The sequence below is a fragment of the Lacrimispora brassicae genome, assembly GCF_054772055.1.
This window is the reverse complement of record NZ_BRYH01000034.1, coordinates 78,613-92,690: the sequence shown is the minus strand read 5'-3', so window position 1 is coordinate 92,690 and position 14,078 is coordinate 78,613. Positions and strand designations below refer to the sequence as shown.

Below are 14,078 nucleotides of genomic sequence, written 5' to 3'. Positions count from 1 at the left end.
TCACCTCATGAGCCGTAGGCCCGGATTCCCTCCTGGATCAGATCCCAGAAACGTTCCACATCAATGTCTACGGCCACATCCACATTGGCTTCTCTGTGACTGTACCCAAAGAAATCACAATTGGTCCTGCCATAGCTTTGTACGCTTCTGATATCCACTTCCGTATACATGGGCTTTGTCACCAGGAGGTTTGGATCAAGAATGGAAGCAATGGTCACCGGATCGTGGAGAGGCCCTCCCTCCCAGCCGAAAACTTCCTTCTGGCTCTTGTTGAAATGTCCCATGAGATCTGTAAACAGGCGGGCTGCCGGAGTTCCGATCTCTTCCATTCGTTTTACCACCTGAGGATAGCAGAGCACCTTCCGGGTCACATCAAGTCCCACCATGGTAATGGGACGGCCGCTGGTAAATACCACATGGGCTGCATCGGCGTCGGCTATGATATTAAATTCAGCAGCCGGAGTCACATTCCCCAACTGATAGGAGCCTCCCATGAGGACAATTCTTTTTATCTTTGGTATGATACGGGGCTCCATTCTCATGGCCATGGCAATATTGGTCAGGGGGCCCGTTGGCACCAGGATAATGTCACCTTCCGATTCCATCAGGGCGCGGACAATAAACTGTACCCCGTGTTCTGCTTCTTCCTTTCTCTTTAACGGTTCAAAGACAGGACCGTCAAGTCCGCTTTCTCCATGGATATCTCCTGCAAGGAGCTGCTTATCCCGGATCATGGGCTGTCCGCAGCCGGCGTAGACAGGGATATCCAGCCCTAAGTACTGGCAGATATTCAGGGCATTTCTTGTAGTTTTTTCAAGGGACTGGTTTCCTGCCACCACTGTGATACCCAGCACCTGGATCCCGCTGCTTCTTCCCGCCAGTAATATGTTCACCGCATCATCGTGTCCCGGATCGCAGTCCAGGATGACCTTCTGTTTTTCCATTGATCGTTCTCCTTTTTTAAACTTTTGCCAATGCACTCTTTTTCTTCTTTTCCCTTGCCAGCTTCGATGCCATGGAAACCGCCAGGGTTGCTATGGTCACCACATAAGGCATCAAAAGCACCAACTGAGACGGCACTCCGTAAGCCTGAAGCCTGGCTCCTATGGAATCTGTTAATCCGAACACCAGACATCCGGCCGCAGTCAGGACGGGGTGGGCGCCTCCAAAATACATGGCCGCCACTCCCATAAATCCTCTGGCATTGGTCATATTTTCCGTAAACATTTTGCTGTATCCCAGGGATAAATGGGCACCTGCCAGTCCTCCGATCAGGCCCGATATGGCAATGGCCCTGTATTTCATGGAGTTCACATTGATCCCAGCCGTCTGTGCAGCCATGGGAAACTGGCCGACTGCCCTTAAGCGAAGACCCCAGACTGTTTTATAAAATACAAACCAGACCATAATAATCAGTACAATGACAAACCACTCGGTGATGCACCAGTTGTCAAAGATCTCTTTTAAAAATGGGACTTTGGCCAGAAAAGGAAGACTGACCCTTGGAATTGCAATGATCCCCGGTTCCGAAAAGGTCCCGCTTTTTCCCAGGACGCTGTTTAAAAGAAACTTGGTGATTGCCAGTGCAAATAAATTGATTCCCATGCCGATGGCACAGATCTCCGCTTTATAACGGATATGGCCGACTGCCATGATCATGGCCATGATAAGCCCTGCTATCATGGCAACTGCCACTCCCAATGCCCAGCTTCCGGTTAAATAGCTGACCGCTACTGCCGCAAATGCACCGGTCAGCATGATCCCTTCCGTTCCGATATTTAAAATATCCGCCTGCTGGGTAATAGCTGCGCACAATGCCGCGTAAATAATAGGCGTGGCAGAACGAAAGGTTGCATATATCAAGGATACACTGAAAATTTTGCCTAAGTCCATAGTCCTGCCTCCTCCTATTTGCTCTTTTCCTTTTTATTTTTCTTATCTTTAAACTGAAACAAAAGCTCCATGGTTGCCACAATAATGAAAACTGCCGTTATGGTATCCACAATAGACTTTGGTACACCGGTACTCTGCTGCATCCCCATGGCTCCGGATTTCAACACTGCCAGGAAAAAGGACACAAAGGGTGCAAAAACCAGATTGTTCTTAACGATCAAAGAAGCCAGCATACCATTGGAGCCAAGCCCCGTGGCAAAATTATTCAGGAAATAACCGTGAACTCCCAAAACCTCAATGCAGCCGGCCATCCCGCCCAATGCTCCGCTTAACATCATGGACTGTATAAAAATCTTTTTAGGACTGATGCCCGCATACTCCGCATGAGCCGGATTGGTGCCCACTGTTTTTACCTTATATCCAAAGGTGGTTTTGTTTAAGATCCAGATCATAAGAACCACTGTGACAATGGCAATGAAAAGTCCTGCATTGACACTGCTGGGTTTCATAAACTGAGGCAGGTTCACCGTTACCGGCAGAGACTGGGCATTGGCCACGCCTGCACTCATGGGGCCGCTGACCAGATAAGAGGTTATGTACAAGGCCACGCTGTTCATGAGAATGGTCACACAAACCTCGCTCACCCGGTAATAAGCCTTCAGCACCGCAGGGATAAGAGCCCACAAAGCCGCCACTGCCATTGCTCCCAGAAAGCAGGCTATTAAGAGAAGAGGAGCAGGAAGAAAGGTCCAGTTGATCCCGATATAGGCGGCAGCAATTCCTCCCAGAAATACCTCACCTTCCACTCCTACGTTAAATGCTCCCGCTTTTGCCGCTACCGCAAAGGCACAGGAGGTCAGGAGAAGGGGCGTAAAGCTGGCCAGAGTGGTGCCTACCTTAAGCTTTCCGTTAAAGGCTCCCCGCAGCAGGGCCCCATAAGCTTCTAAGGGATTTTCTCCGATAAAAAGTATAAACAAGGCTCCGATCGCCAATGCAAGCAGCATGGTAAGTAAAATTTTCTTTATGCTTTTTACCGCTACATTCATGTTGTGCTTCCCCTTTCCTCAGCCAACCCAGTTCCGCCCATCATCAGTAATCCCAGGTTATCCTCATTGGCCTCCTCTGCCTTCAGCCTTCCTGTTATCCTGCCCTCGTGCATGACAATGATCCGGTCTGAAAGAGACAGAATCTCCTCTAAATCAGCAGAAACCAGCAAAACCCCCATTCCTTTGGTTTTGACTTCCTGCAAAATTTTCCGGATGGATTCAATGGCCCCGATGTCAACACCTCTCGTAGGCTGGGATGCAACCAAAAGCTTTCCCCCAATAGAAACTTCTCTTGCAACCACTACCTTTTGTGCATTTCCACCTGACAGGGACTGAGTGGATATCTCCGGATCCCTGGGACGGATGTCAAAGACCTCAGACAGCTTTTTTGCATATTCCAGCGTATCCTTATCATTCCGCATGATCCCACGGCAAAATGGAGGTTCACTGACCTGAACGGCTACGAGATTTTCCTTGATGCTCATGAACCGGTTCAAGCCTCTTGTATTGCGGTCCTCCGGGATGTGGGACAGACCTCTCTTCCTGATCTGTTTTGGGCTCAAACCCGTTATATTTTTTCCGTCTAAGAGCACGGTTCCTTTCTCCACCTGCCTCAGTCCTGCGATTGCCTCAATCAGCTCACTTTGCCCGTTTCCGTCGATTCCCGCAATACCTACGATCTCTCCTTCCCGGACATCCAGTGATACCCCCCGGATCTTTGAGATCTCCTTTTCTCCGGAAACCCATACATCCTTTACTTCCAGAACCTTTTCTCCCGGCTTTGCCTTGGTTTTTTCGATGTTTAGAAACACTTCTCTTCCGATCATCATTTTTGCAAGCTCTGCAGGGGAAGTCTCTTCCTTATTTACACTTCCCACATAATTTCCCTGGCGCATCACACTGATGCGGTCAGAGATCTCCATGACCTCATTTAATTTATGGGATATAAACACTAAGGATTTCCCATCTTTTTTCAAATTCTCAAGGATCACAAAAAGCTGCCTGGTTTCCTGGGGGGTTAAGACTGCCGTAGGCTCATCCAGAATAATCACGTTGGCTCCCCTGGTTAAGGTTTTGATGATCTCCACCCTCTGTGCCTCACCCACTGAAATCTGATTGATCTTTTTCCCAAGCTGGATATCCATTCCATATTGGCTGACATACTGTTCCACCGTCTTTCTGGCCTTGTCAAAATCAATGGTGATTCCACGCCGGGGCTCAAATCCCAAAATAATATTTTCCAATACCGTCAGTTCATTGACCAGCATAAATTCCTGATGCACCATTCCAATGCCTTTTTCAATGGCAGTTTTAGGAGTGATCGACTTGACATCATCTCCATGAATCCGGATAATTCCGTCATCAATGGAATACATGCCGTAAAGCAGCTTCATCATGGTGGACTTTCCGGCTCCGTTCTCTCCGATCAGGGAATGGATCTCTCCCTTTTTTAATGTGAACTGCCCACTCTTTACCGCATGAACATTTCCAAAGGATTTTACAATATCCTTCATTTCAATCACATATTCGCTCAAACTTTCACTCTCCTTCTTATGGCAGGAGCCTCCTTACGAACCTTTTGATTGTAAAATGGTTTGGAAACCCGAGGGGTATCAGGAAATCCAAACCATTCTCATTCTTTTTAAGTTCCTGCTATTTATTTGCACCGAAACCGGTATAATTCTCTACGACAATTTCTCCGGAAACGATCTTTTCTTCCAGTTCTTTTACCTTTTCCACAATGTCTTCGGGGAATTTATCTCCCAGATGCTCTTTCATCACACTGAAATCGGTCAGGCCGACGCCTTCTTCCTTTATGGTCAGATAAGAAGTGGAATTTCCCTTAAATGTGCCTTCAACCACTGACTGGATCGCCAGATAGCAGGCTGTGTCCACACGCTTTACCATAGATGTCAGCACGCTTCCCGGCTGGTCATTATCCTGGTTTAAATCCACACCAATGGCATATTTTCCTGCTTCCTTTGCTCCTTCTAAAATTCCAGGGCCTGTGCCGGAGGCTACGTTCATTACGATATCCGCTCCCTGATCAAACTGCGCCAGAGTCAGCTCCTTGCCCTTTAAGGGATCATTCCATGTTCCTGCAAAAGACTGAAGAACCTTGATATCCGGGTCAATGTATTTTGCACCCTGCTCATATCCAGTGAAGAAATCATGAAGAACCGGAATATCCATTCCCCCTACCCAGCCAATGATTTTTTCCGGGTTTACCCCTTCAATATCTGTTTTCTGGGTAAACATGGCTGCTGCCGCACCTGCCAGAAAAGAACCCTGATTCTGGGCAAAGCTGATGGATACGATATTATCTCCTTCCACCGTGGTGTCAATAATGGCAAATTTCACATCCGGATAACTGGCACAATGCTCTTTCATGTACTCTTCAAAGTTAGAGGAAGAGCAGATAACAAGATCATAACCGTCCTCGCAGGCGGATAAAAAGTTTGCCTCCCATTCCTCTGCAGATGTACCCTCCAGATTTTTAATTTCCACTCCAAAATCTGCTGCAGCTTCTTTTGCCCCCTCATTGCAGGAATCATTATAGGACTTGTCCCCTAAGTTTCCGGAATACACAATACATACCCTTTTTCCTTCCCCTGCCTTTTCCTTTCCTGCCCCATTCTCTGATGCGGCCGCTGCCGTTGTCTCAGCCGCTGTCTCAGCCGTTTTCCCAGTTTCTTTCCCTGCTCCTGCCCCGCCGGAACAGCCGGTCAGCGATACTGCCAGCGCTGCCGTCATCAGAATACTCCAAACTCTTTTTTTCATTGAAATACCTCCTTAAAAAATATAGTGAAAAAGGATATCATTTTACTCTTATTCCTTTGGTAAAACGTTTTTCCTTTTTGTCTAAAAATAAAACAGCTTTATCATCTGCGTTTCTTCTAAGCACATGCTACCATCCTGAGTTTAAGATGTCAAGTACTTTTGCACAAAAAAGTATTTTATTAAACCACTTTCTTATGTTGTTTTATCAACTTCGTCTCTCCAAATCATTGAAAATAGCATACATCCGTTACATAACAAACTGTATATTATCAATTATTTGTTATAATTATCAAGCCAGAGAGAAAAACCATATGACAAAATCGCTTTATAGACCATAAAAAAGAGCTTATTCCGGGTACTCATAATGAGATTCCGGAACAAGCTCGGGAAGATATTTTTAATTGCATTGAATTATACTTTATTGCCAAACAGATTTCACTGTCCCCTTCCTCGACTTACCTGTCCAGCAAGGCTGCGGCCTCCTCATCCATGATAACCGTATAATTGGGATGCAATTGGAACACACTGGCAGGAATCTCCGGTGTAACCGGGCCGAACAACGCCTTCTTTGCGATTTCTGCCTTGTGGCTGCCATTAATGATCATGATGAGATGCCGGGCATTCATCACAGTTTTCGGCCCAAAGGTCACATAGTGATCCGGAACGGTCTCTCTTTCAAAATATGAGATGGGATACTTTTCCTTGGTTACCCTCCGGGTTTCCATGCCGAAATGCTCTACCGTACCTGCAAGATTTCCGCAGAAATGTCCATCAATGCCAAGCCCCATAATGAGCATATCTAATCCGCCATCTTCTTTAAGCTTTTTGTCATAATCTTTCCAGTTCTTTGTATCCAAAACATGGACCAGCTCCCCTGGTACCTCTGCCGGAGTGAAGAACATACGGTTTAAATCATTCATGGTAACGCCGGTTTTCTCTCCCTCCCTTGGTATCTCGTCAAAATTATAAAAATGGACATGGTTAAAACAGGGATTCCCCTTATACTCCTCTGTAAGAAGCTGATACAGCCGTTCCGGGGTCTTTCCTGCCGTAATGGAAAGATTCACCCTCCGGCTATCCCCTGTGTACATATGGGCTTGAACATGGGTAAGAGCCATACGGCTCATTGCTTCGTAGTCTTTTGCGATGATTAACTGCATATTAAAATGCTCCCTTCTTTTTATAATTCCTCTCCGTTGGTCTCAATCACCCTTTTATACCAGTAAAACGATTTCTTAGGCTTTCTTTCAAGAGTCCCTTCATTGTTATCGTCCAAATCAATATAAATGAATCCATAACGTTTTGCCATTTCAGATGTTCCGGAAGAAACGCAGTCTATGGAAGACCATGAGGTATATCCAATCACATTGGTCCCGTCACAAATGGCTTCCTTTACCTGTTCAATGTGGCGGCGCAGGTAATCAATGCGATAGTCATCCTGGATGCTGCCGTCTGCTTCTACAATATCCTGGGCCCCAAGGCCGTTTTCGACTACCATCATTTCTACGCCGGGATATCGGTCAGCAAAGCAGCTAAGCTGATAGCGCAGTCCCAGGGGGTCAATCTGCCAGCCCCATTGGGAGGCTTCCAGGTAAGGATTTTTAAGCTGTTGGCTCAAATTCCCATCCGTGGTTTCCCACTCCTCCTGTTCTGCGCTGGATATGCTGGTGGAATAATAGCTGAAGGTCAGGTAATCGGCCGTATATGTTTTTATCAGTTCAAAGTCCTTATCCTCTGTCTCAAGCCGGATCTGATGATCATCAAAGTAGCGGCTGGCATATCCCGGATACTCTCCCCTCATGTAAATATCCGTATAAAAATAGCAGTCCAGATGCATGTTATGGTGCATCTTCATCACATCCTCCGGCTTACAAGTGCCGGGATAGCGGGTGAAAGGAACCACCATGCAGCCCATCCTGGCATAAGGCCTTGTCTCTTTCAAATATTTGACTGCTTTTGCAGAAGCAACAAATTGATTATGGGCGGCCTGATAAGCAGCCTGCTCAAACTGATCCCCCCAGTCCTCCCGGAGGATGCCGGTTGAATAAAAGGTATTAAAGCGGGTACCGTTCATTTCATTAAAGTTAATCCAGTAGGTGACATAACTCCCGTATTCGTCAAAGCATACTTTGCAGTAACCCACAAACATGTCTATCAGCTTACGGTTGGCCCAGCCTCCATATTGGGTAACCAGATGGAGAGGCATCTCAAAATGAGAAAGCGTCACAATGGGTTCCATTTTATATTTTTTCAATTCTTTAAAAACCTCATGGTAAAATCCCACTCCCTCAGGATTAGGTTCTGATTCATCTCCATTTGGAAAAAGCCGGCTCCAGGCAATGGACATCCGAAAGGCAGTAAATCCCATTTGGGCGCACAAAGCAATATCTTCCTTAAAACGGTGATAAAAGTCCACTCCATGCCTCTTGGGATACAGATCCTCTCCTCCCCAGCATTCCGCCGCTTTCACCTGCTCTTTTGTAATGTTTTTATACTCATTTCGGGGAACTTCCTTTCCCTGCTTCATGGCAATATCTGCTACACTCAGGCCCTTTCCCCCTTCTCTGAAGCCGCCTTCTATCTGGCATGCCGCTGTGGCGCTCCCCCAGAGAAATCCTGGCGGAAAGCCCTTAGGCCCATGTTTCAGCATATTCATTCTCCTTTCTTTATTACTGTCCACGTTTTTTGGACATAGAGGTATACCCATAGGGTGTTTCATTGTTACTGTCCACGCTTTCTGGACATAAAGGTATACCCGTAGGGTGTTTCATTGTTACTGTCCACGCTTTCTGGACGTAAAGGTATACCCGTAGGGTATTTCTATCTGGCAGTTAATATCTTTTCGCCTGCAAAAACAGTGCCTTCTTCAAATTCAGGCTGGATGCTGTCATAGGCCGTTGTATTGGAAATCACTACAATGACCGTGGTATCATAGCCGGCCGCCTCAATCTGTTCCCGGTCAAACTCAATAAGAGCATCACCTTTTTTCACCTTGTCTCCAGCCTTACATCTGGCAGTAAAGAACTTCCCTTCCAGCTTGACAGTATCAAGGCCGATATGGATAAGTACCTCGATGCCATCTTCCGTAATCAGGCCAAGGGCATGGTTGGTATGAAAGACCGTATTGACCGTACCATCTGCAGGAGCTGCAATCAGGTTTTCATTTGGTATGATCCCCATCCCCTCGCCTAATATTTTCGTGGAAAATGTTTCATCATTAATATCCTCCAGTTTGCAGATCTGCCCGCCCACAGGGCTGAACACCAGATGCCCTGGGACAGCTTTCCCTTTAGCTGCCCCTGCTTCTGAAATGCCATCGGTAAAGACTATGTTATCATCCAGCTTAAATACGGTCTTCCCAAGAAACCATGTGATCCCAAATGTGGACACAAACATGACAATCAGTCCGAAAACAATGGACATGGGCTTGTCTCCCATGAATACCGGAGTTGTCAGCAGGCTGGGCATTCCCGGTGAAAAGGCCTTTGCCCCCATCATGGTACTGACCATTCCCCCAAGTCCGCCGCCTAAGATACAGCCCACCAGGGCTGCCCGATACTTAAAGATAATTCCATACAGGGCAGGCTCGGTAATGCCTAAATAACCTGAAATGGTGGAAGAAGTTGCAATCTGCTTATTCTTCCGGTCTTTTACAAGCACTGCAACAGCAAATGCGGCGGTTGCCTGGGACATGGTGGATATAAAGGTTGCCGGACTGATTGTGGTATAGCCAAGGGTCTCTAGCTGCATGTACTGCAGGGGCCGGACGGCATGATGCATCCCAACCAATACCAGGAGCGGACGGGTCGCACCGATCACAAAGCCTGCAATTCCAAGATTTAAGTTAATCAGCCACTCAAGGCCATTGGATACATACGCTGTCAGGTAAGTGGCCAGAGGAGCGATCAAGATTAAGTTAATAGGGATGACAATCAAAAAAGTCAGCAGGGGAGCAAAAATAACGGTAACCATTGAGGGTAGATTGTCCTCCAGCCAGCCATATACCTTACTCATAAACCAGATTGCCAGAATTATGGGAATAACACTGCTTCCATAATTAATCATCGGAATGGGGATTGCCCCAAAAAGCCTTACCGGATCTTCTCCAACCCTGGCAATGATATTGGGGTCCAGCATGGCAGCCGCAATCCCCATGGCCATGTAAATATTGGTATTAAACCGCTTGGCAGCCGAAACCGCAAGGAGAAATGGGAAGAAATAAAGGGATGAGTTACCGATAACCGTAAGCAGGAAAATAAGGGGGCTGTCCCCGGGCAAAATATGCAAGGTGGTAAACATATACCGGATACCCAAAATCAAACCGCCGCCGATAATGGCGGAAAGGGGCGCAACCAGAATGGCAGTCAGGGTTGCAAGCATACGGTTAATGACAGTTCCTTTCTTCTCTCCTGCGTTATCTGATATATTTTCTCCTCCGGCAATCTTTGGATACTGCTTAATGATTTCCTTATAAACCCTGGATACGTCATTCCCCACAATCACCTGGTACTGGCCGCCCTGCTTCTGTACACCAAGTATGGAAAGTTTCTTTAATTCCTCTTCATTGACTTTATCATCATCCACTAAGAAAAATCGCAGCCGCGTCATGCAATGGGACAGAGACTTGATATTTCCTATCCCTCCCGCATACTCTATGATTTTTTTCGCTAATTCCTCTCGTTCCATCTTTCTCCTCCTGATTCATCATGATATTGCTTTTTCCATCTGCCTGGCTGCTGCGCGCTTTCACAGCCCAAACAACAGATTCCCAGTTCCGCCAAATCCCCGCCGGAGCACGGCCGCACCTTACGTTTTATAAACGCCAGATGCCTTTTGCAGCCCCACTTCCTCTGCGCAGTGCGGGAAAAATAACAGAACATGATATAAAATAAAAGACCCAAGCCTGTCTGACAACGGTCTGCTGCCAGGCAGGTTTGGGTCTTGCCAGCCGAACTGTAACGAATCCCTTATGTATTCACCTTTTTTACCAAATTAATAATATGCAGCATTAAGAACATTTTCTCCGTCTCGGAAGTTTCCCATTTCTGTCTCTCATAAATATACTGGGTAATCCTGTTTGCACATTCGTAAGCCTGGGAATCTGCCTTGCGGACAGAATTAATAATCTCCCTGTCTGTATGGGAAACTTCCTCTCCTTTTAACCGTCTCATGAGATAATACCTGACATGAGTTATGAACCGGTTAAAGAACACGCTGTCCTCATCAAATTCACACTGATAGAAATACTTGACCAGTTTTAAAATGGAATTTGTCATTTCAGTGATTCCAAAAATCTCCTCCCCAGTTACACTATCGATCTGTGCATTCACAATGTGAAGGGCAAAAAATGCGGCTTCGCTGTCAGGAAGCTGTGTCCCTAAATCATTCTTTATAATTTCCAATGCCTTGATCCCTATCTGGTATTCCCTGGAATAAAATTTCTTTATCTCCCATTCCAACGGATTTACAATATCCATCTGGTTTTCGCAGCGCTTCAGGGCAAAGGATAAATGGTCAAGTAAGGAGAAGAACATATTGTCATTTAATTCTTTATATGCCTCCTTAGCCAGATTCACAATTTTGAATACTGCCTTTAGCTCATTGGGTCCACACCCGGTCATAAGGGCCGCCATTTGAGTATAGGTCATATTGTTTGTGGGGTAAAAGGTTTTCTCGATCTTGTCTTTATCAACCTCATTGCCGGGATATGCCTGAAAACCAATGCCTTTCCCCACCAGAACCATCTGCTGTCCATTTTCTGACGCCAATATCACATTATTATTGATACGCTTTTCTACATACAAAAGTTCACCTTCTCAAATAAAAAAGGCCAAGATCATGTAAAACTGCAGCTAAATATTATTATCTGCAATCTTACATCATCCTGGCCAGGCCTGTCGAACAGTAACACTTCCAGTAAATCCGTTTTCATTTTGTTCATCATACCAAACAAGGAATAGTTTGTCAAGATTTTTAAGGCATAATAATCATATTCTTTTTAAAATACTATTTTTTTTGTGCATTTAGCACAATTTTACATCGCTTTCTCTATCAGAGAATACCGGATCATTCCAGGGTCCTTTATTACATACAAAAGCCGGAGCCTTCAGAAATCCTTCCGAACGCCCCGGCAAAAACTTTAAAGCAGCCGCACCAATACTGCCTCCAGCTTCTCTATCATTTCATCCACATGTTCCTTTTCGATCACCAGCGGAGGTACAAAACGGATAACATTCGTCCCGGCGCTGATGAGTACCAGCTTTTGCTCTAACAGGGCCTGGCTTACAATGGGGGCAACAGGCAGATCAAACTCCAGACCCTGGATCAGCCCCAGTCCTCTTTGTGACCTTATGATATCATACCGGTCCGCCAGGGATTTAAGCTTCTTTGTAAGATACTCTCCCATTTCCTTTACATGGTCAACGATCTTCCGCTTTTCAAACAGCTCCAGCACCTTAAAGGCCGCAGCCGTCACAAAGGGATTCCCCCCGTAGGTGGTTCCATGATCTCCGGGAGACATGGCCGTAGCCGCCTTTCCTGCTGCCAGAAATGCTCCCACCGGCACGCCGTTTCCTAAAGCCTTTGCAACCGTCATCACATCCGGCTTTACGCCGTATTTCTGCCAGGCAAACATGGTTCCTGTACGCCCCATCCCGCACTGGATCTCATCCAGGATCAGCAGCATGTCATGCTCATCGCAAAGCGCTCTTACGCCCTTTAAGAATTCTTCCGTCGCCGGATATATGCCCCCTTCTCCCTGGACCGTCTCCATGATTATGGCACAGGTTTTATCATTGATCAGTTCCTTCACACTGTTAAGATCATTAAAATCAGCGAATTTAATTCCCGGAAGCAAGGGTTTAAAGGGCTCCTGGTAATGGTCATTTCCTGTTACGGAAAGAGCTCCAAAGCTCCTGCCGTGAAAGGAGTGCTTCATGGCTATGATTTCGTGGTCATGGCCGCCGTCCTTATTGTAAGCGTATCTTCTGGCTATCTTTAAAGCCCCTTCCACCGCTTCCGTTCCGCTGTTGGTAAAAAATACCTTATCCATACCGGAAGCCTTTATAATCAGCTCTCCCGCTTCCACAGCCGGGACATTATAAAATAAATTGGAGGTGTGAAGAAGCTTATCCACCTGTTTCTTTAACGCTTCAGTGAATTCCGGGTCATTATAGCCTAATCCCATAACCGCGATCCCGGCCCCAAAATCCAGGTATTCCTGCCCATCCGTATCATAAAGACGGACGCCGTCCCCATGGTCAAAAACAATGGGAAAACGATTATAGGTCTTATAGATCTCTGACTCCGCTTTTTCAATATATTCCTGCTTACTTGGCATGATAAAAACGCTCCTCTCCTGCACTTATAATGGCTGTTCCGATTCCCCTGTTGGTGAATATTTCCAAAAGCAGGCAATGGGGAATCCGTCCGTCCATGATATGTACCCTGGATACCCCCTGTTTCATGGCGTCAATGCAGTTCTGAAGCTTTGGGAGCATTCCGCCTCCCAGCATCCCGCTTTCCACAAATTCCTCCGCTTCGTTCATGGACATTTCTGAAATAAGGGATTCCTTATCCTGAAAGTCCCGGTAAACTCCCTCAACATCCGTCAAAAAAGCCAGCTTCTCCGCCTCCATGGCCGTGGCAATGGCACAGGCCGCATCATCGGCATTGATATTATAGGTCTCAAAATCCTCGTCAAATCCCACCGGGCAGATGATGGGAAGGAAATCCTTTTCCAGCAGGTCATTTATGATCTGAGGGTCCACCTGGGTGATATCTCCCACAAAACCGATGTCCTCTCCGTTTGAATAGCGTTTTTTGCATTTTAACATCATGCCGTCTTTTCCGCTGATTCCCACGGCTTTTATGCCTAATTCATTGACCATCTGCACCAGGCTTTTGTTGACACGGTTTAATACCATCTCCGCGATCTCCATGGTAGGCTCATCGGTCACCCGGAGGCCATTGACAAAACGAGGCTCCATGCCTGACTTTTCCACCCACTTGCTGATTTCCTTTCCTCCTCCATGGACAATGATGGGCTTAAAGCCTACCAGCTTTAAAAGCACCACATCCTGAATGACCTGCTTTTTCAGCTCATCATCCACCATGGCGCTTCCGCCGTATTTTACCACAATGGTCTTCCGGTTGAAACGTTGTATATAAGGAAGGGCCTCTATCAGTACCTCTGCTTTTTCCATAATGCTGTGATCCAGTTCCATATTAATTTCTCCTTTTCTCATCTATCTCAGTGAAACTGCAAGAAACACACTCCGCGAATTTCTTGTAGTTTCCGCGGCAGCCGCCAAATGTACATGTTATCATGTTCACTTGGCTCGTCACTCGCGCAAATGG

Annotated in this window: 11 protein-coding genes; all 11 read right to left on the bottom strand. The window is 46.4% G+C overall.

The genetic code is table 11. The features are described 5' to 3' along the window. Positions 1-5: 5 nt before the first annotated feature. Positions 6-944: a nucleoside hydrolase gene (locus tag ACYVD3_RS16775; protein ID WP_460643629.1), complete on the bottom strand. Its 939-nt coding sequence runs from the start codon at positions 942-944 to the stop codon at positions 6-8. Positions 945-960: 16 nt separating this feature from the next. Beyond that, complete coding sequence (locus ACYVD3_RS16770) at positions 961-1,893, bottom strand: ABC transporter permease (RefSeq protein WP_460643628.1); 933 nt, start codon at positions 1,891-1,893, stop codon at positions 961-963. A 14-nt stretch (positions 1,894-1,907) separates the two neighbouring features. Then, a complete protein-coding gene (locus ACYVD3_RS16765; protein WP_460643627.1) occupies positions 1,908-2,939 on the bottom strand; it encodes an ABC transporter permease in 1,032 nt (343 codons plus the stop codon). Beyond that, on the bottom strand, positions 2,936-4,453 hold the full coding sequence (locus ACYVD3_RS16760; protein WP_460643751.1) for an ABC transporter ATP-binding protein: 1,518 nt from the start codon (positions 4,451-4,453) through the stop codon (positions 2,936-2,938). The genes ACYVD3_RS16765 and ACYVD3_RS16760 overlap by 4 nt, the downstream gene beginning before the upstream one ends. Before the next feature lie 139 nt (positions 4,454-4,592). Beyond that, positions 4,593-5,720: a BMP family lipoprotein gene (locus tag ACYVD3_RS16755; RefSeq protein WP_460643626.1), complete on the bottom strand. Its 1,128-nt coding sequence runs from the start codon at positions 5,718-5,720 to the stop codon at positions 4,593-4,595. A 455-nt stretch (positions 5,721-6,175) separates the two neighbouring features. Further along, positions 6,176-6,880, bottom strand: a complete 705-nt coding sequence (locus ACYVD3_RS16750) for a glucosamine-6-phosphate deaminase (RefSeq protein ID WP_460643625.1) — start codon at positions 6,878-6,880, stop codon at positions 6,176-6,178. Positions 6,881-6,900: 20 nt separating this feature from the next. Continuing rightward, positions 6,901-8,370 (bottom strand): glycoside hydrolase family 1 protein, encoded by a 1,470-nt coding sequence (locus ACYVD3_RS16745; RefSeq protein WP_460643624.1) that lies wholly within the window; start codon positions 8,368-8,370, stop codon positions 6,901-6,903. Positions 8,371-8,540: 170 nt separating this feature from the next. Beyond that, positions 8,541-10,406: a glucose PTS transporter subunit IIA gene (locus ACYVD3_RS16740; RefSeq protein WP_460643623.1), complete on the bottom strand. Its 1,866-nt coding sequence runs from the start codon at positions 10,404-10,406 to the stop codon at positions 8,541-8,543. A 281-nt stretch (positions 10,407-10,687) separates the two neighbouring features. Beyond that, positions 10,688-11,524, bottom strand: a complete 837-nt coding sequence (locus tag ACYVD3_RS16735; RefSeq protein WP_460643622.1) for a PRD domain-containing protein — start codon at positions 11,522-11,524, stop codon at positions 10,688-10,690. A gap of 335 nt (positions 11,525-11,859) precedes the next feature. Beyond that, complete coding sequence (locus ACYVD3_RS16730; protein ID WP_460643621.1) at positions 11,860-13,059, bottom strand: aspartate aminotransferase family protein; 1,200 nt, start codon at positions 13,057-13,059, stop codon at positions 11,860-11,862. Continuing rightward, entirely contained in the window at positions 13,049-13,945 is an 897-nt protein-coding gene (argB, locus tag ACYVD3_RS16725) for an acetylglutamate kinase (protein WP_460643620.1), read from the bottom strand. The genes ACYVD3_RS16730 and argB overlap by 11 nt, the downstream gene beginning before the upstream one ends. Between the last annotated feature and the right edge of the window lie 133 nt (positions 13,946-14,078).

What these genes read in the sequence shown, in the direction of transcription:
- ACYVD3_RS16775 (WP_460643629.1), bottom strand. Translation starts at nt 944, where the DNA reads ATGGAAAAACAGAAGGTCATCCTGGACTGCGATCCGGGACACGATGAT.
- ACYVD3_RS16760 (WP_460643751.1), bottom strand. Translation starts at nt 4,453, where the DNA reads ATGAAGGATATTGTAAAATCCTTTGGAAATGTTCATGCGGTAAAGAGT.
- ACYVD3_RS16770 (WP_460643628.1), bottom strand. Translation starts at nt 1,893, where the DNA reads ATGGACTTAGGCAAAATTTTCAGTGTATCCTTGATATATGCAACCTTT.
- ACYVD3_RS16745 (WP_460643624.1), bottom strand. Translation starts at nt 8,370, where the DNA reads ATGCTGAAACATGGGCCTAAGGGCTTTCCGCCAGGATTTCTCTGGGGG.
- ACYVD3_RS16730 (WP_460643621.1), bottom strand. Translation starts at nt 13,059, where the DNA reads ATGCCAAGTAAGCAGGAATATATTGAAAAAGCGGAGTCAGAGATCTAT.
- ACYVD3_RS16750 (WP_460643625.1), bottom strand. Translation starts at nt 6,880, where the DNA reads ATGCAGTTAATCATCGCAAAAGACTACGAAGCAATGAGCCGTATGGCT.
- ACYVD3_RS16765 (WP_460643627.1), bottom strand. Translation starts at nt 2,939, where the DNA reads ATGAATGTAGCGGTAAAAAGCATAAAGAAAATTTTACTTACCATGCTG.
- ACYVD3_RS16740 (WP_460643623.1), bottom strand. Translation starts at nt 10,406, where the DNA reads ATGGAACGAGAGGAATTAGCGAAAAAAATCATAGAGTATGCGGGAGGG.
- ACYVD3_RS16755 (WP_460643626.1), bottom strand. Translation starts at nt 5,720, where the DNA reads ATGAAAAAAAGAGTTTGGAGTATTCTGATGACGGCAGCGCTGGCAGTA.
- argB (WP_460643620.1), bottom strand. Translation starts at nt 13,945, where the DNA reads ATGGAACTGGATCACAGCATTATGGAAAAAGCAGAGGTACTGATAGAG.